The following is a 19422-nucleotide window of genomic DNA, read 5'->3' on the forward strand; positions in this document are numbered from 1 at the left end:
AACGATGCCGTTGGCGCCCAGGTTGCCCTTGTCCACGTCGGCGATGTGCATCGAGCCGCCTTTGCCTTTGCAGTAGCCCGTGACCCGGCCGAACAGCTCCGCCATCATCCGGTTCACTTCCGCCCCTTTGGCGATGCAGTGACCGTGTCCGCGGTGGGTGCTGGTGATTTTATCCCGCTCTTCCAGGACGGCAATCGCCCCGGCGGCGGACGCTTCCTGTCCGACGGCCAGGTGGGTCGTCCCGTGGATCAAGCCTTTGGCGAAAAATTCATCCACTTTTTCGTCAAAAAAGCGGATGAGCCACATTTGATGCAGCAGCTCCGGTAGTTTTTCCCGCGTAATCATGGGTGGGTAAGATATTTTGGTTAACACTTCCACTCCTCCTCTTCTATTTAAAAGAACTTCAATTCGTTTTTCCGGGCGGCAAACGCGACTGCGCCCACCATGATGATCCCTTTGGCGATATCCTGGACGTAAAACGGGAGTCCGAGCAGGTTTAACCCGTTGTTGATAATCCCGATCAACAGTACGCCGACGACGGTGCCGAGCACATTGGGCTGGCCTACTTTGATGGTCGTCATTCCCAAAAAGACCGCCGCCAAACCGTCCAGCAGAAAGGATGCCCCGGCAGTCGGTTGGCCGCTGCCCAATCTGGCGGCCAGGACAATGCCGGCTATGGCTGCTCCCGAACCGCTTAAAATCAGTCCCAACGTGCGGTATTTCAAAGTATTGATCCCCGACAATTTGGCCGAAACGGCATTCCCGCCGACCGCGTAGATGTATCGGCCGGTCGTCGTCTTATTCAGCAGGATATAGACGGCTACCCCGATGACAAGCATGATAATGATCGGCGTCGGCAGACCGATGACATTTCCCCGGCCAAGTACGGTAAACGCATCCGGAAGCCCGCCGTATACCGCCCTGCCCTCGGTGTACATGAAGATGATTCCCGTCGCTACCGACGAGGTCCCGAGCGTTACTATGATAGAAGGAATACCGACTCTGGTCGTGATGACTCCGTTGAGCAGCCCGAAGACCACGCCAACAGCCAGGCTCGCCACCAAAGCGATGGCCAGCGAGTACCCATTTGTCAGCATTCCGGTGATGATGACTCCGGCAAGTCCGGCAACACTGCCCACCGAGAGGTCGAAGTCGCCTGATGCCATGGCGATCGTCATGCCAAATGCGACGATGGCCAAGGTAGACACCTGGCGGACGACGTTGAGTAAATTGGTCGTGTCCAGAAACCGGTCCGCTACCGCGGAAAAAATCAGAAAGACCAAGAGCAGCGCCCCGATCGTCGCATACTGTGACAGATAGTACCCGACATCGGCTCGCTTTGTGAGATCATTGGTATGTGTTGCTGCGTTAGACATTGGCTACACCCTCCTTGCCCTTTTTAGACTCCTAGTGAGGACTCGATCAAGCGCTCGTGAGTACGCTCATCCCGGCTTACTTCATCGACGATTTGGCCGCATCGCATGACGTAAATTCGATCAGACAATCCCAGTATCTCGGAAATATCGGAAGAGATCAGCAGAATGCCTGCACCTTGTTCGGCCAGGGAAACCATGATGCTGTACATCTCGGCCCGCGCACCGATGTCCACACCCTCCGTCGGCTCGTCGAAGATAAACACGCGGGGTTTATGCTGGTCAGACATGGTTCGCTTTCCGAATGACACCTTTTGCTTGTTGCCGCCGCTAAGCGTGCTGATTTTCGTGGACAGCTCCGGCGTTTTGATGTTAAGGCGCCGAACGGCTTGTTCTGCCTTGTCCCTTTCCTTTTTATTAAGCAGCCAGCCAAACACCGACATTTCTTTCAGTACGGATAAGGTTAAATTGTTTTTGACCGAATCGTTTAAAATGAGCGCCTTTCGCAACCGGTCATCTGGAATTAACGCCAAACCGTTCTTCATCGCCTGTGCCACGCTGTTGATTTTGACTTCTTTTCCGTCGATGGAGATCGTGCCGCTTTTTTTGCGGGACGCCCCGAAAATCAGTTCTGCCAGTTCGGTTCTTCCGGCACCCACCGTTCCAAAGATGCCTACGATTTCCCCACGCCTGATTGTCAAATCGGCGGAAATCACCTTTTCCCCGTCGGACAGGCCCTTTACTTCCAACAGCGTCTCGCCGGGTTGGTGATGCTTCACCGGATATTCCTCATGGTGATCCTTATCGATCATTAATTTGATGATTTCGTCTTGTGTTGACTCATGCGTCACTCGCGTCCCCACATTCATGCCATTGCGAAATACCGTGATGCGATCAGACATGGAAAAGACTTCGTCGAGGTAATGGGTGATAAAAATAATCCCGATTCCGTCAACCTTCAGCTTGTTCATGACCATGAACAACAGCTTTCTTTCTTTATCGGACAAAGCTGCGGTCGGCTCGTCCAAGATGAGCACTTTGGGTTGAAGCTGCAGGACCTTCATGATCTCCACCAGCTTTCGCTGAGCCGGATTCAACGCTTTTACCTGTTTATGCAGGTCGAGCGACACGCCAAGCTCGTTCATCAATTCCTTGGCCTTTTCCTCCAGAACCCTCGTCTGGATCAGCCCCATCCGCTTTTGTTCATTACCCAGAAAAATATTTTCGATTGCATTGAAGTTTGGGATCAGGCTCCCCTCTTGCGTGACAATCCCGATGCCTCGTGTGATCGCATCCCGTTCACTTCTCAGCGTGATTTGTTCCTGTTCCAAAAAAATCCGCCCTGATTCCGGTATATACGTCCCTGTGATGACTTTCACAAAGGTGGACTTTCCTGCCCCATTATGTCCGACCAAGGCGTGAATCTCTCCGCGCCGCAGCTGAAACCAGACGTTTTGCAGGGCCAATACGCCGGGAAAACTCTTCTCTACTTCCTGAACTTCCAAAAGCCAATCCATTTCCTGCAACCTCCTTCGGAGATAGAAGGGTGTTGCCCCATTTGCACAACACCCTTCCTGGTTCCGATTAGTTACTGCTGTAAAAGTCAGAAGCCTTGTAAGCCGGAGTGCCTTCGGCGGGCAGGTTCTTTTCGGTGATCAGCGGCGTATCAACGTACACGGTGGTGGAAGGAATCACTTCATCCTTCGGTTTTCCATTGAAGATGATGTCGTTGATGTACTTGGCGATGTTTTCGCCCATGACTTCAAACCCCTGGGCCACCGTTGCCACCAGCGGCGAACCTTTTTGCATTTCCTCAACGGCAGGCGGATGGCCGTCGATCCCTACGACAAAAATGTCATCCTTGCTAAACCCTGCTGCCTGGATCGCGGCGGCTGCAGCCATCGCCGGTTCGTCCCAGCCGGCCCATACCGCTTTGATCTCCTTGCCGTAGCGCTGCAAATAGTCTTCCATCGTCTGCAAGGTATCCTGATAAAAATTGGTGTAGTCGATGTTATGGGACTCCAATATTTGGATGCCCGGGTTTTCCTTGACGATCAAATCCAGCACTTCGCCTCTCTTGCGCACCCCGTGGTGCTCCGCCATCTTAAACGCGACGATTTTCCCTTCCCCGCCCAGGCGGTCGACCAGATAGCTGGAGACTTTGGAAGACATGACGAAGTTGTTGCTGGTGATGTCGACGACGATGCCCGGCGTCCAGCCGGAATCGATCGAGTAGACGGGGATTCCCGCCTTGTTGGCGTCTTCCAAGGCAGCCTTCGCAGCCCGCAGGTCGGCCATGGAAACGATGATGGCGTCCACTTTGCGCTGGACCGCATCTTCCAAATTGGAAGCCAGAGCTTGTCCGGAGCCTTTGCTGTCAAAGACGCTCAATTCCCACGGATACCCTTGTGCCTTGATGAAGTCCTCAAAGCCTTTTTTCGCCCGCTGCTCGGAATTGGTAGCGGCATTCATGTGCACCCAGGCAATTTTCAGATCCTTTTTGCCGACGGCAGCACCTGCGGCTTGTTGGGCGCCAGCGTCGGAACCGGAGCCGTTTGATTGTGGCTCGGCTGAATTTGTGTTAGAATTGGAAGTATCTGTACCCCCGGCGGAAGAGGTTGACGGACTTTCCTGGTTGGAGCATCCGACAGCGAGAGCAAAGATGATGCACAGGAAAAAATAGAGCCATTTCCTTGCCATTCAAATCATCTCCTTTGTCGTTTTGGTCATGCAGAATAACCCTTTGGTTTTCTCAACGTTTTCCTTGATGTTGTCGTTTACGAAAAGCATGGTGCCGATGATCAGGTTGTGCCCTCCATTTCGCAGGATGTCTGGAATATTCTGGATGTTAACTCCGCCATCCACGGCGACGATGGTATGTAACTTCTCGCTTGCGATTATTTCACTGGCTAACTTGATCTTGGGCAGGACATCTTTGCGAAACGGCTGACCGCCAAACCCCGGCTCAACGGTCATGATATTGACCTGGTCGACATCGCGGATCAGGGATCCGATTTGATCAAAACTGGTTGTCGGGGCAAAAGCCATGGAAACTTGGCAGTTCCGCGCTTTTACCTGCTCGATGGTGCGAATCGGGTGTGTACAGCTCTCGAACTGGATGGTTATCATGTCGGCGCCTGCACTGATAAAACTGTCGATGACGAGTTCGGGCCGATACATTTCCAGGTGAACGTCAATGGGCAATGACGTTACCTTGCGAAGGTCTTCGACGGTTTTTGGGCCAAAGGTCAGGTTATTGACATAATGACCATCCATAATATCTACGTGAATCCAGTCAGCCCCGCCTTGCTCAAGTTCGATGACATCTGCTGCGAGATTTGCATGGTTACCTGCTAAGATGGATGCTGAAATCGTGGGCAATTTACTCACCTCCTTTCAAGGGAACCCCGGCACCTGGACGAATACCGGGCAGCCCTACGAAATTTTGGTCGTCTCCCGCATCCAGTCGCCAAATTGCGGGTATGCCTTGCGATACTGCTGGGCGTAATACTGATATTTTTCGTGATGATCCGGATTGGGTTCGATGCGGGTTTGATAGCGAACCATATTCTCCGCTGCTTCCTGGATGTTGTTGTAGACACCGGCTGCCACGCTGGCCAGGATCGCCGAACCCAGGCAAGGGGCCTGTGCGACTGCCGGGATGTTGATGGCGATGTTGCTGACGTCGGCATGAATCTGCATGTACAATTTGCTGTTGGAAGCGCCGCCTGCCAGGTACAGTTCGTCGGCTTGGAAGCCGTTCGACTTGAACGTCTGCAAAATGTGGTCGGTTCCGTAAGCGATGCCCTCCATGATCGCCCGGAAGATGTGTTCCCGGCTGTGCTTGAGCGTAAGCCCGTAGATCATGCCTCTCACGACCGGATCAACGTAGGGCGTGCGATTTCCCTGCCAGTAGTCAAGCACCAGCAGTCCGTCCGAGCCGGGAGGAACCTCTGCCGCTCCTGGAGTCAGCAAATCGTAAACGCTTACACCTCGGGCCTTTGCAATCTCTTCTAAATCTTTACAAAAATTCGAACGGAACCACTTGATGATCGAGCCTGTCGAAACCTGTCCGCCTTCGACCAATTGCAATCCTGGAACGACGGCGTCCGGAAACGAACCAAATACGCCTTTTGCATGCAATCCCACATCTGTCAGACCCAGCAGCAGGTGGGAAGAGCCTGTAATCAGGCCAAGCCGGCCGGGTTTTACGACACCCAAACCGATTAACCCGACAAACGCATCCACTCCCCCCTGTCCGATCGGTGTTCCTTCAGCCAAGCCCAGCTCTTCTGCTGCCTGCCTGGTGAGGCCGCCGACAGGCACGCCCAGGTCGAAGACATCCTGCGGAAATTTGGCGATCAAATCTTCCAGCCCGATTTTTTCATAGAATCGGTGCGGCCATCCCCCCTCTTCCCTGTTGTAGTACCACCGCGTCGTCGTGTTGCAGATATTGGCTGTCCACCTTCCAGTCAGCTTGAACATGTACCAGTCGGCGAATTCCGCTACTTTTTCCGCCCGATGGTAATGCTCCGGCTCATGCTTCTTCAGCCAGAGCGCTTTGCACGGCATCCATTCCGGCGATACGTTGCCATGCCCGTTGTACTTGAGCGCAGCTTCGTTGCTCCCGGCGATCAACGCGGCCTCCTCCCCCGCTCTTACATCCATCCAGATGAGCGAGTTGCGAAGCGGCGTCCCGTCTTCCAGGCACAAGACGACGCTGCAAGCGGTTGCATCCAGGCTGATGCCAACGACCTGGTCTTTCGTTGCCTGCGCCAGGCTCATCGCTTGTTTGGTGCTGGCGACCAGCGCAGACCACCACTCCTCAGGATTCTGCTCCGCCCAGCCCGGCTTTGGGTGATACGTCCTGTACTCGGTAACGCCAAAAGCCACTTCCCTGCCAAGCAGATCAAACAGACCTACGCGCACGCTCTCTGTCCCGGCATCAATGCCCATCACCAATTCCTGTCTCATACAAGTCCTCCTTCAATGGCTTCTTTCTATGGCAGCTCAAGCAAGTACTTGGCAACGCCTTCATCCGTAATGAGGGTATCGGCCAGCTTGCCTCGCAATGCCGCCGCGATTACATCCCGCTTAAAATCAGTCCCGGCGATCAGCACCACTTTTGACTTGCTGCGAATCTCGTGAAAATCGGGACCCACTACCCGCTTGTGAATCTCCAAATCGAGAATCTCGCCGTTTGCGTTAAAAAACCAGGAGGCGATGTCCCCGACGACGCCGTGATTTTGCAGTTGAACCGCTTCCTGCTCAGAAATGCTCCCGATCTCAATAAAGGTAGAGGTCGCGACATGCCCAACGCTGACGACGATAATGTCGGCACTAACTGCCTCGTCGAACACTTTTTGAATCATCGGGTCCTGGATGATGGCTTCCTTCAACTGCGCGTTGGACACGATCGCCGGCGCATACAGCGGAAAAGCGGTGCCGCCAAAGCCTTCCGCCACCCGGCGGCAAATGTCGTTGGCATGCAGCTCTGGATTGACTTGACCCAGTCCTCCCGTTATGGGGATGACGTTGCAGGGAACTTTCTCTTTCACGCTGACCGAATGGGCGACCTCGCTCAGGGTGCGTCCCATGGAAAATCCCAGCGTCATCCCCTCTTTTAGATTGCGGGCCAAAAATTCCGCACCCGCTTTCCCCAGCGATTTTAAAATATTGTGATCGTTGGCGGAAAATCGCGGAATGACGATCACTTCAGCCAACCCGTACTTCTCTTTTAGCAATCGTTCCAATTCAAAACACCTGGTGTTGGTCGGATTGATTTTGATCTCCACGATTCCCCGGTCCTTCGCTTCCTGAATCATCCGGGATACTTTGGCTCTGGACAACCCCAGCGCGGTTGCGATCTCCTGTTGCGAAAGGTTATCTATGTAGTACATGTACGAAATCTTTGTCAGATAATGATCGCGGTCTTGCAATTATGTTCACCTCAATGTTTCTCTGCTGAGAATTTGTTCACTTTTGTGATCATTTGCGCAACATCATGGTCTTATAGTAAATCCTCCGCTCGAATTTGTCTATACTATTTTTACTATTTCAAATGGATGCTCATTTCAAAATTGACTATTGACAAAAAAGCGAAGAATTATTATAAATAGTTTCAGTTGTTGCCATTTTCGCACCAATCAGTATTTTATCCGGATGTACAATTCATGCAAAGGTGGGTTCCACATGAGGACATGCATTATAACAGGGGCCGGGACGGGGATCGGACGGGAGACGGCTATACGGTTGAGCCAAAGAGAGGATATCGAAAACCTGGTCTTGATGTCCTTGGGAGAAGAGGAATTGGCTGAAACGAAACGGCGGATGAACCAGGAGAAAAACATTGCGCTGTACGATCTGGACCTTACCAGGTATGACGAGGTTGAACGGGCGATTGACGAAATCCATGCCAAATACGGGCGGATTGACATCCTGCTGAACTTCGCCGGATACGCAAAAGCGGCCAGCCTGGTGGAATGCGACCTGCACACATGGCAAAAGACCTTTGACATCAACGTTACCTCCATGTTCTGGATCTGCAAGCAAAGCGTACGCTACATGCAAAAACAGGGTGGAATCATCCTCAACGTCTCCTCTACCTCGGGAAATACGCCGCGTCCAGGCTGGCTCGCCTACGCTTCCTCCAAGTCGGCCGTGATCGGATTTTCCAGGTCGCTCAGCGAAGAACTGCGGCCGTACAAGATCAGAGTCTACTCTTTGCTCCCGGGCAGATGTGCGACCAACATGCGTAAGGGCCTCGTCCCGGATGAGGACCAATCTGTCCTGATGCAGCCCGAAGATGTTGCCCATGTGGTCAATTTTCTTGTGTCTCCGGAAGACAATTGTCTTGACGGGCACGATATCGTCATCCGAAAACAAGCCTGGTAAAAACGAAAAAAAACGGGAATCCGCCGCCCGAAGCCCGCGGGATTCCCGTGTCGCATTTTCCTTGCTTGCAGGTAAATTGCTGCTTACTTCACGTATTCCAATGTCGTCGCCAGCAGCACTTCCGTCCCGGCTGTAATGTCTTCCTGGCTGGCGTATTCCTTCGGGTTATGGCTGATCCCGTCCAGGCAGCGGACAAAGATCATCCCCATGTCGGCGATCTCGGCCAAGCACATGGCGTCATGTCCCGCCCCGCTGACCAGTTTCGGCGGGGTAAGGCCCAGCGCCCCGGCGGCCCGTTCCATCGCTGCCATCACTTGTTCAGAGCAAAGCGTAGGCTTGGCTCGCTCGTTTACCTTCACTTCGGCGGTCAGCCCCCGGCGCTTGCACACCTCGTCGACAGCAGCCTGGATTTGGGAAATCGCAGCGTCGCGCCGGCCCTCGTCGGTATCGCGAATATCCACGCTGAATTCGACCGTTCCGGGGATGACATTTTGTCCGCCCGGATAGGCCGCAATCTTTCCGACTGTCCCGACCGTGGGCGCGGACGGGTCGCTGCCGCAGATCTTTTCGATCGCCAGGATCACTTCGGCCGCCCCTGACATCGGGTCTCGGCGCATGTTCATCGGAACGGTTCCGGCGTGTCCGGCCATGCCGTGCAGCTTGATATTCAGCCAGGCAGGTCCGGCAATCCCCGTGACAATGCCCACGGGAGCATTCATCGCCTGCAGGTACGGGCCCTGTTCGATGTGCATCTCCAGGTAGACTTTGATCTCTCCCGGCTTGCGCACCGAATCCTGCTGGTTGTCCGGATCGAGGCCCATCGAACGCAATTCGTCATAGCGGCTGATCCCCTCGTCATCGGGCATGTGCAGCTTTTCCTGCGTCATCTTGCCGATCATGCCGGTGCTGCCGAACAGACCGCTGTAGAACCGCGGCCCCTCCTCGTCGCAAAAAGCAACGACCTCGATCGGATGGGTATGGGTGATATTCGCTTCGCAAATGGTCTGCACGACCTCGATGCCGCCGATCACGCCGATCGTGCCGTCATAGCGGCCGCCATTTGGCACGGAATCGATATGGGAGCCGAGCATGACGACGGGCGCCTGGGGATCGGTCCCTTCTTTGCGGCCGATCAGGTTGCCGAAGTGATCTTGCCGGACCATCATCCCGGCTTCCTTCATCCAGCCGGCGACGAGTTTCTGGGCCTGTTTGTCTTCTGCTGACAGGGCGAGCCGATGGACGCCGTTTTCCGGTGTTTTCCCGATCTCCCCCAACTCGGCAAGGCGTGCTTCCATTCGCTTACCGTTCACTTTGCAAACTTGGTTCATGGTGACCCTCCATTGTCTGTCTGTTATGGCTTGTTCCACTTTACAGTCAAGTTAAAGCCAAGCGGCTGGATTTGTCAAATAGAAAATCCCCGATTTCGATGATCGCCGCTCACTTTGAATGATACCATGTGGTTTCGTAAAGGCTGCCGACTTTATCGACAGCCTGATAACAAAGAAGCGGACATGAGCTTCCCCACGAATGTCCGCTGCTTTCTATTCGCCCGGCATATATCCGTATTTCCTGTTTGCTGCCCGCTCCGATCAGCTTGCGCATTACATCCAGAAACAGGATTTTTACAAAAGGCTAATATAAGTGGCAAGCAACCAGATGATTGGGTGCCAGCTCTTTTAATGGAGGCCGTTCCGATTTGCAAATCTCCATGCATGATGCACAGCGGGTGTGGAACGCACAGCCTTGCGGCGGATTTTTCGGATTAGGGACGTCGCCTGATAAAATGATCCTCTCTTTCTTGTAATCGGGGTCCAATACGGGAACGGCTGAAAGAAGCGATTCGGTATAAGGATGTTTCGGGGAATTGTACAAGCTCTTTTTGTCCGCCAATTCCACGATTCTTCCCAGATACATCACACCAACCCTTGTGCTGAAATGCTTTACCACGCTTAAATCATGGGCAATAAAGAGATACGTCAGTCCAAATTTTTCCTGCAGATCCTGCATCAAATTTAGCACCTGGGCCTGGATCGATACATCCAACGCGGAAACCGGTTCGTCGGCGATGATCAGTTTGGGCTGTAGGGTAAGCGCCCTTGCAATGCCAATCCGCTGTCTCTGCCCTCCGCTAAATTCGTGCGGATACCGGTCGGCATGTTCACGTCTCAAACCGACCATCTCGAGCAAATCCTTCACTCTCTCTTCGCGTTCCTTGGGGGTGTATAATCCATGGATGCGCATTGGCTCCAACAAAATATTGCGGATCGTCATGCGTACATTAAGCGAAGAATAAGGGTCTTGAAAAATCATTTGCAAATCCCGGCGAACTTCCCGCATTTCGCGGAAGTTCTTTTTCATCAGATCCTGTCCTTGATAGATGATTTCTCCGGCAGTAGGTTTGACCAGTTGGAGGATACTGCGCCCTGTGGTTGATTTTCCGCATCCGCTTTCCCCGACAAGACCAAGAGTTTCCCCTTCTTTCAGGTAAAAGCTGACATCATCGACTGCTTTTACATACTCCTCTTTTTTGCCGAGTACCCCTTTTTTTATTGGAAAGTATGTTTTTAATCCCTTTACTTCTAACAGCTTTTCCATTTGATATTTCCTCCCTTTTTAGGCATGGAGCCAGCAACTGGTGTAATGCCCGGCTGACACTTCCTTGGAGGGCGGCGCTTTATGAAAACAGTCCTTCCGTGCTTCGCAGCATCGGGGAGCAAAACGACAGCCAATGGGCATTTCCTCAGGCATGGGAACAGAACCTGGAATAGCGTAGAGCCGTTCCGCATCCTCCGTCAAAGTCGGGACAGCCTTCATCAGCCCGATCGTGTACGGATGCTTGGGATTTTTAAACACCTCCCGTACTGTCCCTTCTTCCACCACTTTTCCTGCGTACATCACTAAAACCCTGTCACAAACTTCGGCGACTACGCCCAAGTCATGCGTGATCATGATGATGGAAGTTTGAAATTCTTCTTTCAGTTGTCTCATCAGGTCCAAAATTTGCGCTTGAATGGTAACATCCAAAGCGGTGGTCGGTTCATCAGCAATCAGCAATTTCGGATTGCAGGACATCGCCATCGCAATCATAACCCGCTGCCTCATTCCCCCTGACAATTGGTGCGGATACTCTCCCATGATATCTTCCGCCCGGGGAATGCCCACCTTCTTCAGCATCTCTACGGCATGGGCGAAGGCCTCTTTCTTGGTGATTTTTTGATGCTCCAGAATCGCCTCCATCATCTGATTCCCGATGGTAAACACAGGATTTAACGAGGTCATCGGCTCCTGAAAAATCATCGCCAGTTCTTTTCCGCGAATTTCCGCGTATTCCAGCGGTGTCAATTCGGTCAGCTCTCTGTCTTGAAAGGTAATCGATCCTTCAATCATGCTGTCCCCGGCTGGCAGAAGTCCCATAATGGATAGGGAAGTAACGCTTTTGCCGCAGCCGGATTCGCCAACCAGACCTAGGGTCTCTCCCTTTTTTACGGAAAAGGAGACGCCGTCCACCGTTTTTACGTAGCGCTTATCCTTGCGAAAAGAAATCCCCAGATTTTCTACCTGCAAAACAGATAACATGCCGCCTCACACCCTTTTTGCCGCCAACTGATCCATAAAGGCAACGACGTGTTTGTCCACTTTCCCTGCTTCTTGAATTCTCTCGTCAAAGTTTTCTATCAGCTGGAATTCTTTCAACTTTTCATAAAAAACGGCATCGTCCGTTGCGTTTTCTATGGTTAGATAACCTAAAGCGATCAGGTTGGATGCAAGTTTCGCCCGCAACGCTTCGTCCACTTCCAGGATATCTTCCGCTTTCGGTTTCAGAAAGTACAGCTGGTGCAAGCCGAACAGTCGGAAGAGTTCGCGCACTGGCTCCTGATGATCGTCTACCCGCAAATCAATATATTTGTCGATTTTTCCTCCGTAGCCGCCGCCTTCCTTGACAATCAGCAAAGCGGCAGACTGTTTGCCCCTGCTGTCGCCGCCGGCTTCTTCCCCGGCCAACAGCGCTTTCAGCAGCCGTTCCGCCAGCGAGCCTTTGGTAGATTGAAAGGTTTCGGCCATGGCTTTCACCGTATTTTCATCCACCAAGATATTTCCTTGCGCCGAAAAGTTGGGACCTGCAATCCCGCCTGCCCAAGCATGGCACTCCTCCCCGGTATGCGTAGCGCTGTTACCTCGGGCATCGACAATCCCGACCTGACGAACCGAACGGCCCTCATCCTCAGCCACCAGTTGATCCAATACTTCCTGCGCGGATTTCCCCTGGGCAAGCAGTTCCAAACCCTTTGTCCCATAATCCGTATTGGCCCAAGATTGCGTAGCGACGGCACCCACTCCCGCTTTTGCCCATGGTACGATCGAGCCTACCGATAAAAACTTGGAAGCAACGGCAACTCCTAATTCTTTCGTTTCCGGATCAAACCCGACAATGGAAAACGTGTTGATCGCATCTCTGTTCTTCATAAAACAGTCTCCCCTCTATACTTTCGTTTTTGGATCCAGCGCGTCACGCAACCCGTCACCAATTAAGTTCATGGCCAAAACGACACAAAATAAGGCCAGTCCCGGAAGCAAGCTGACGTGTGGTGCCATGCGGATAAACTTTCTTCCTTCGCTTAGCATCACGCCCCATTCCGCCAGCGGCGGTTGAGCTCCCAACCCGAGAAAACTCATCCCTGAAGCGGCCAAAATCATCCATCCTACGTCCAAACTGACGGCAACGATCAACGGCGGCAGACAGTTTGGCAAAATGTGCCAAAAAATAATGTGAAAATGACTAGCGCCGATCGCCCGCTCCGCCATGACAAATTCCATCTCTCGAAACGTCAGTGTGCTTCCGCGTACAATCCGTGCATAGTACGGTATCCCCACAACGCTGACCGCAATCATCGTATTGATAAGCCCCGGCCCCAGAGCTGCGATAATGGAAATGGCAAGCAGGACGTAAGGAAAAGCCATCAAAATATCCATAAACCGCATGATTACGGTATCAAAAAACTTTTGGAAATAGCCTGCGATCAATCCGAGAATGGTACCGAATACCACTGCGATTCCCACCGCGAAAAAACCGATGGAAACCGAGATCCGTCCGCCCCAGATAAGACGGCTCAGCATGTCTCGTCCCAATTCGTCGGTACCGAGAAGATGACCGTCCGTTCCCGGCGGTTGCAAACGTTTGGCCAGATTTACGGCGTTTGGATCATCCAGCGGCAGGAAGGGAGCCAGAACCGCCAGCAAGATGACAATTCCCAGCAGAACGGCGCCGACAAGCGCTGCCTTATCTCTGCTAAATCGCCGCCAAGTCTGCGCCCATGGCCCAGCTTTTTTCTTAGGCACTGTATGTTGGGTTACTTGTATATTCATATCGGCCATGAAGTCCCCTCCTACTTATACTTGATGCGCGGATCGAGATAGGCATAAATCAGATCCACCAGCAAGTTGATTACCACGTAAGAAGTGGCTACGAACAGGATGATCCCCTGCACCAACGGAAAGTCCCGGGCTTGAATCCCTTTCACCATCAGTGTGCCAATTCCCGGCCAGGAAAAGACCATTTCAACAAGCACCGCACCCGCCAATAGAAAGCCAACCTGCATGCCAATTACCGTCAAAATGGGGATAAAGGCATTTTTCAAAGCGTGCTTGTAAATTACTTTTTGTTCCTTCATCCCCTTTGCTCTGGCCGTGCGGATATAATCCTGCCCCAGGACTTCGAGCATGCTGGATCGCGTCATCCGGGCGATCACCGCTCCCGTTCCCGCAGAAAGACTGACGGCAGGGAGGATCAAATAGGGAAGCATGTCAACAAATCCCGTTTTCCCCGGCGAATGCATCCCCGAAATGGGCAGCCAGTCCAACTTGAGTCCAAACTGGATCTGCAGCAAAATGCCAAACCAGAAAACCGGCATACAAAAGCCAACCAGTACCAGAAACATCAAAAATCGATCCCAAAAGCTGTACTTTTTCGCAGCTGCGATGATCCCGAAAAGAACACCGCCAACAATGGAGATCAACGCGCTGGCCAATGTGAGTATGAAAGTGGCGCCAAATCTGTCTAATACCAGAGGAAGCACTTCCATTTTCATTTGAATCGAACGGCCCCAATCCCCCGCCAGAACGTTTGTGATCCAGCGAAAGTATTGTTGGTAAACCGGTAAATCCAAGCCCAGCTCGTGCCTCAGCTGTTTCACGGATTCCGCCGTTGCTTTTGGTCCGAGAATAATCTGGGCAGGGTCACCCGGAGAGAGATGCATGATCGAAAAGACAAGAATTGTCACGCCGATCAGGACCGGAATTAAGGCAAGCAAACGTTTGCCTACATAGGAAACCACCTTATTCCCCCCTTGTACTTATTTGGGCAGAGTGAAAATAACCCAGCCGACTTAAGCTTACGCTGGTGTCGGCTGGGGTCCCAAGCGGGGCTCCCCCCCTCTTACTCCACATCTACATTGGCAAACCGGAATACGCCAGTGGGATGCAGTTTAAAATTCTTGATCTTTTGGTTTGCCGCCACAATTTGTTTTTCGTGGTCAAGCACGATCCAAGGCGCTTCCTCCATGATGATTTGTTGTGCTTCTTCGTACATCTGCGTGCGTTTTTGCTTGTCTAACGTCGTTCTTGCCTCTTTTAGCAATTTATCCACTGTTTCGTTTTTGTAGAACGAGTCGTTAAATCCGGCCGTCGGCCATTGTTCGCTGGAGAACATGGCATATAGGAAGTTGTCAGGGTCTCCGTTATCCCCTACCCATGACATCTGGTGCATATCCATATCCATCTTCTCTTTCGGCTGGAACACCTTGTCCAGATAAGTACCCCACTCCAGTGTCTGAATGTTTACTTTTATACCAACCGCGGCCAAATCGGCTTGAATCGCTGCGGCCATTGTTGCCGGTTGCTGCATACCCGAACCGGACTCCGGAACCCAGTAAGTCACCTCAAAACCATTGGGATATCCGGCTTCAGCCAGCAGTTGTTTCGCTTTTTCCGGATTGTATTCATAATTTTTCAAAGTGGCGTTATGTCCCCATACCGTCGGCGGCACCGGTGAATTGGCAAGCTCCCCTGTTCCGTGGAGGATATTATTCACAATCGATTCTTTATTGATCGCATAGTTGATTGCCTGACGGACTTTTACATCGTTAAACGGTTTCTTCTGCGTGTTGAAAGCTGTCCACCATACATGCATACCCGGCTGTTCCAACACCTGCAGATTGGCATCCGCTCTCAGCCGTTCCAGATCGTCCGGTGGAATATTCACAATCATATCAATGGAGCCGGATTCCAACTCCGTCAGTCTCGTTTGATCTTCGGTAATCGGCTTGAAGATCAGTTTGTCCACCTTAGGAGCTCCTTTGAAGTAATCCGGATTTTTTACCAGAACCGCTTCAACACCTGGCGTCCAGCTTTCGAATTTGAACGGACCTGTTCCAACTGGATGCTTGCTGAAGTCTTTTCCGTATTTCTTCACCGCTTCCGGGCTGACAATGCTGGCCGCATGCATTGCCAGATTGCTTAAGAAAGGAGCAAACGGCTCTTTCAACACAATTTTCACCGTATACGGGTCTACCACTTCCACATGGTCAACCATGCCGAAAGTAAAATCCGCATAAGCAAACGTTCCGGTTTCATGGTATGGATGCTTGGGATCAATTTGACGGTCGATGCTAAATTTCACCGCTTCAGCGTTTAGTGGTGTTCCATCGTGGAACTTCACATCTTTTTTCAAATAAAAGGTGTACTCCAGACCGTTGTCGGACACATCCCATTTTTCCGCCAGGTCAGGTTCCAATTCCGTGCTTTCATCCTTAAACTGCACCAACTGGTCGTAAATTTCCATGGCCGCACGGCTGGTGTTGTAGTCGGAAATTTGGTGAGCGTCAAAAGAAGTAGGCTCCGCCTGCAGCCCCACGACAATCACTTTTTCGCCGGATGACGTCTGTTCAGTTTGAGCAGGTTGTTTTTCTGGTTCTGCAGGCTCGTTTGAACAGCCCGCCATAAAGGCTGCTACGGTTAAGCTGACCGCAAGCAGAGCTTTTGGAATACGCTTCATGTTTCATAAACCCCCTTTTTTTCTGTAAATTGAAAGAACTCTATTACGCTTTATTGTAATAGAGTGTCGGAAATATTTTGTGCACTTTTATCCTCTCTTTTACCACAATCTTTACTATTTCTCCATTTCTCCGTTAATTGGAAACATCCCAGAAACGCACATGTAACGGCACTGGAGAAAACGACCCCGACTTGATTGCCAAAAAAATAAGCCACGGGTAAAGCACCCAGTCCCCCCAGAAGCGGAAAAAACCATGCGTTTGAACGAAACATGACCATGACGCTGTACGGCCCGAGAATCATCCCAAACCAGAGAATGATATCAAGTAGATTCTGATTCGTTCGAACAAAGCTGAAGCATAAAACACCCTGCCACCCCAAAAGGAGTATCCAGAGAAAGCCACGTTGCCAGGTGCGTTGACACACACGCAAGGAACCGGTTGATTTTACCAGCATTCGCAAAGATTGTTGATACCCGATTGCCAGTACCAACAGCAGTACCAAGCTAAACAACAGATAAATCGGCAATGACGATAATGCCTTAATAACCTGGAGGAGCGATCCCTCCAAATATTGCTGAGGCAGCCGCTCCGCTTTTGCCACAACAGCCATCGTGGAAAACGCCATAATCGTGGTTGCCCAGCAGATCGCTGCCCACACCGTTTCGGAGCGACTCGTGTGGTTCTGCACCATTTTTCCCAACAGGGCGAGCGAACAGGCCAAGAGAAACAAGAAGATTCCGCTCTGATCCAAATGAAGGACCGACGGTTTATAATGAAGAAGATTGTGATAAACCGTTTCCAGTCCCTTTTGTAAATAGATATAGATCGGCATGAAAATCGCCATGATGAACAACAAGGCGACTTTGAAGATCGCCAGCCATTGCGGTGAGTCTTGCCCCAGAAACCAGGCGTACAACATATGAATTGCGATAAACCAAAAGAGGGCTGTAAGAACAGAGACTCCCAAAAAGGAGGAGAGCACGTATCCCGCCGCTACCGCTTGCAGAATCAGCGGTTCACTCATCGCCGCAGCGGAAAAAACAATGGCTGCCGGCGAGGATGGCATCTCCGGCTTTCGGTGCGGAGAGACAGTAGTCAGGACGACGGCGGCTAGCAGAATGGCCGAAGCGAGTACCATTCCGCCAAACGCCCCGTAGCGAAAAATGCTCTCCCCGGAAGCGATCACGTAGCCTCCCGACACCCAGCAGGCGACCAAGCTGACGAAACTAATTGACTTTTGATCCATATGCCCTGCGAAACTCCTTCGGTGTTAAATGGGTTATTTTTTTGAACATCTTGCTGAAATAATGGGAAGTATTAAACCCAGCTTCTGCAGATACGCGCGAAATACTCCAGTCACGCTTGACCAACATGAAATGTTTCGCCATTTGAATACGGTATTGAATGAGATAATCGGAGAAAGACATTCCCACCTCTTCGCTGAACCTTCTGCTCAGATAGGAGGCATTGATATGAAACTCCTGCGCCAGATCCGACAAATTTAACTTCTCCGTGTAATGTTCGTGAATGTGATTTAACACTTTTTGAATTAAATCAGTTTTCGCAAAAAATTCGGGATGATTCTCAATGTAGCGAGCCAGCAATTTATTCAGTTCATCTTCCAGAACAGGTTTGACCAGATATTCCATTACCCCCAGGTGGATGGACTCCTTGGCATATTGGAAATCCTGATAGGCGGAAACAATCACGATATCGATGCTTTCCTTCTTCTCCCGAATCTCTCGGGCAAGATCCAAGCCTGAGCTTCCACGCAGTTTGATATCAAGAAAAGCCAATTGAAAATGAATCTCTTCCATTAAAGCAAGGGCTTTTTTCAAACTCTCAGCGGTATGGATTTGCCAGTTGGGAAACTGCTTTCCGATTAAATATTCAAGCTGTTCCAATTCCAGCGGTTCGTCATCCAGTAACAGCACGTTCATAGAACTTCCTCCTCCGGCATGATCTTAATCTTCGGCCAAACGGCAATCACTTGCCCCCCTTGATCCCTGACGACTTTCAACTGCCCATTCTCGCCGAACAACAATTGCAACCTTCTTTTCATATTTTGCAGACCAATTCCGGCAGCGTTTCCTGCAAAAGGATCAACCAAAAAACCTGGCCCATTGTCGCTGACCTGCAGCCAGACTCGACTCTCCCCACTTCTCAACCGGATAGACAAAACAGGGTCTTCCTCCGTTTGTTCCAATCCGTGTTTAAACGCGTTTTCCACCAGCGTTTGCAGCAAATAAGGCGGAATCAACACCTGGGTCAAATCGGGATCGATCTCCCACCGTACCTGCAAGCGATTGCCGAACCGGAGCTTTTGAATCTCCAAATACTGCCGGGTATGATCCAATTCCGCCGCCAATGGGGAGAGCTGTTCTTTTATGGAATACTTGTACCGCAAAAACTGGACGAGACTCTCAAAGGCAGGCTGTACTTGCTCCATCTTTCGCAGCCGCACCAAACCGAGCAGGGAATTGAGCGCATTAAACAAAAAATGAGGCTCTATCTGTTGTGTCAGCTGCAGGTATTCGCTTTCTCGCAGTTCTTTTTCCAAATGGATTTGACGATTCTTCATCTCCAGAAAGTGTATCTTTTTCTCCAAATGACTTTGAAAGATCATCACAAAGACACCAACAACGGGACCTAATATGCTTACCAGAATGATCAGGAAGAAACCTTCATAGGATAGCATCCGCACCCCTCGCCCAAAGTTTTACATTTTCGTAAAGGACAAATAATAGCAGCAAGTTCTGCTTCAATGAATCTGTCACACTATTCTGGTCATACAGATAGCAAAAAAGCAGGGTATCCTCGGAATTGATGAGATTCCATACAAGAGGAGAAACCCTATCTATGTTTATCTAGTATAACGAATACCAAATTCGCTGATCAACTGGATAATATGTTATGTCACTTTGTGAAAGAGCAGCTTGAGTTTCTCTTACAAGAAGTGATCAAACTCCATCGAAGTCGAAACCGAGATGCCCAACTCCACTCCAAAAAGGGATCTTGCCATCTTTCTCTTGACACTCATCACGGACGGTTTGAGTCATTTATTATGGTTTTCTGATAGAAAAAAGCTGGCCCTTTTTCAGAGC

General features: G+C 51.2%; 18 protein-coding genes. 1 reads left to right on the forward strand and 17 read right to left on the reverse strand.

Annotated elements, in window-relative coordinates; genetic code table 11:
* The 7 genes from HGBM_RS16780 to HGBM_RS16810 form a co-directional block, all read right to left on the reverse strand.
* Positions 1-345 (reverse strand): thiamine pyrophosphate-dependent enzyme (locus HGBM_RS16780; protein ID WP_019122247.1); only part of this gene is annotated, 345 nt, incomplete at its 3' end.
* 47 nt (positions 346-392) lie between these two features.
* Entirely contained in the window at positions 393-1376 is a 984-nt protein-coding gene (locus HGBM_RS27765; protein ID WP_019122248.1) for an ABC transporter permease, read from the reverse strand.
* A 23-nt stretch (positions 1377-1399) separates the two neighbouring features.
* Positions 1400-2890 carry a sugar ABC transporter ATP-binding protein gene (locus HGBM_RS16790; protein ID WP_019122249.1) on the reverse strand — a complete coding sequence of 497 codons (1491 nt, stop codon included), beginning with the start codon at positions 2888-2890 and terminating at the stop codon, positions 1400-1402.
* 67 nt (positions 2891-2957) lie between these two features.
* Positions 2958-4073, reverse strand: a complete 1116-nt coding sequence (locus HGBM_RS27770) for a sugar ABC transporter substrate-binding protein (protein ID WP_019122250.1) — start codon at positions 4071-4073, stop codon at positions 2958-2960.
* Entirely contained in the window at positions 4074-4754 is a 681-nt protein-coding gene (rpe, locus tag HGBM_RS16800; protein WP_019122251.1) for a ribulose-phosphate 3-epimerase, read from the reverse strand. It lies immediately after the preceding gene.
* Between the two features lie 54 nt (positions 4755-4808).
* Positions 4809-6347 (reverse strand): FGGY-family carbohydrate kinase, encoded by a 1539-nt coding sequence (locus tag HGBM_RS16805; RefSeq protein ID WP_019122252.1) that lies wholly within the window; start codon positions 6345-6347, stop codon positions 4809-4811.
* Between the two features lie 26 nt (positions 6348-6373).
* A complete protein-coding gene (locus HGBM_RS16810) occupies positions 6374-7312 on the reverse strand; it encodes a sugar-binding transcriptional regulator (RefSeq protein ID WP_019122253.1) in 939 nt (312 codons plus the stop codon).
* Between the two features lie 253 nt (positions 7313-7565).
* Between HGBM_RS16810 and HGBM_RS16815 the strand changes: the two genes are divergently transcribed.
* Positions 7566-8267: an SDR family oxidoreductase gene (locus HGBM_RS16815; protein WP_019122254.1), complete on the forward strand. Its 702-nt coding sequence runs from the start codon at positions 7566-7568 to the stop codon at positions 8265-8267.
* Between the two features lie 83 nt (positions 8268-8350).
* Here the strand turns inward: HGBM_RS16815 and HGBM_RS16820 are convergent, their stop codons facing one another.
* The 10 genes from HGBM_RS16820 to HGBM_RS16865 all read right to left on the reverse strand — a co-directional run bounded on the left by HGBM_RS16820 (position 8351) and on the right by HGBM_RS16865 (position 19016).
* The gene (locus HGBM_RS16820; RefSeq protein WP_019122255.1) at positions 8351-9595 is read right to left on the reverse strand and encodes a M20 family metallo-hydrolase; all 1245 of its coding nucleotides are present in this window, start codon (positions 9593-9595) and stop codon (positions 8351-8353) included.
* 304 nt (positions 9596-9899) lie between these two features.
* Positions 9900-10862, reverse strand: coding sequence for an ABC transporter ATP-binding protein (locus HGBM_RS16825; protein WP_019122256.1), 963 nt, complete (start codon positions 10860-10862; stop codon positions 9900-9902).
* 18 nt (positions 10863-10880) lie between these two features.
* Positions 10881-11843 carry an ABC transporter ATP-binding protein gene (locus HGBM_RS16830; RefSeq protein ID WP_019122257.1) on the reverse strand — a complete coding sequence of 321 codons (963 nt, stop codon included), beginning with the start codon at positions 11841-11843 and terminating at the stop codon, positions 10881-10883.
* Positions 11844-11849: 6 nt separating this feature from the next.
* Positions 11850-12731 (reverse strand): DUF1028 domain-containing protein, encoded by an 882-nt coding sequence (locus HGBM_RS16835; RefSeq protein WP_019122258.1) that lies wholly within the window; start codon positions 12729-12731, stop codon positions 11850-11852.
* Between the two features lie 15 nt (positions 12732-12746).
* Positions 12747-13640: an ABC transporter permease gene (locus tag HGBM_RS16840; RefSeq protein ID WP_019122259.1), complete on the reverse strand. Its 894-nt coding sequence runs from the start codon at positions 13638-13640 to the stop codon at positions 12747-12749.
* An 11-nt stretch (positions 13641-13651) separates the two neighbouring features.
* Complete coding sequence (locus HGBM_RS16845) at positions 13652-14599, reverse strand: ABC transporter permease (protein WP_019122260.1); 948 nt, start codon at positions 14597-14599, stop codon at positions 13652-13654.
* A 101-nt stretch (positions 14600-14700) separates the two neighbouring features.
* Positions 14701-16317, reverse strand: coding sequence for an ABC transporter substrate-binding protein (locus tag HGBM_RS16850; protein ID WP_019122261.1), 1617 nt, complete (start codon positions 16315-16317; stop codon positions 14701-14703).
* A gap of 50 nt (positions 16318-16367) precedes the next feature.
* Positions 16368-17456 (reverse strand): hypothetical protein, encoded by a 1089-nt coding sequence (locus HGBM_RS16855; RefSeq protein WP_147512912.1) that lies wholly within the window; start codon positions 17454-17456, stop codon positions 16368-16370.
* Between the two features lie 88 nt (positions 17457-17544).
* On the reverse strand, positions 17545-18258 hold the full coding sequence (locus tag HGBM_RS16860) for a response regulator transcription factor (protein ID WP_019122263.1): 714 nt from the start codon (positions 18256-18258) through the stop codon (positions 17545-17547).
* A complete protein-coding gene (locus HGBM_RS16865; protein WP_019122264.1) occupies positions 18255-19016 on the reverse strand; it encodes a sensor histidine kinase in 762 nt (253 codons plus the stop codon). The genes HGBM_RS16860 and HGBM_RS16865 overlap by 4 nt, the downstream gene beginning before the upstream one ends.
* Positions 19017-19422: the final 406 nt, after the last annotated feature.

The organism is Brevibacillus massiliensis (assembly GCF_000311785.1).
In the GTDB taxonomy this organism is placed as follows: domain Bacteria; phylum Bacillota; class Bacilli; order Brevibacillales; family Brevibacillaceae; genus Brevibacillus_C; species Brevibacillus_C massiliensis.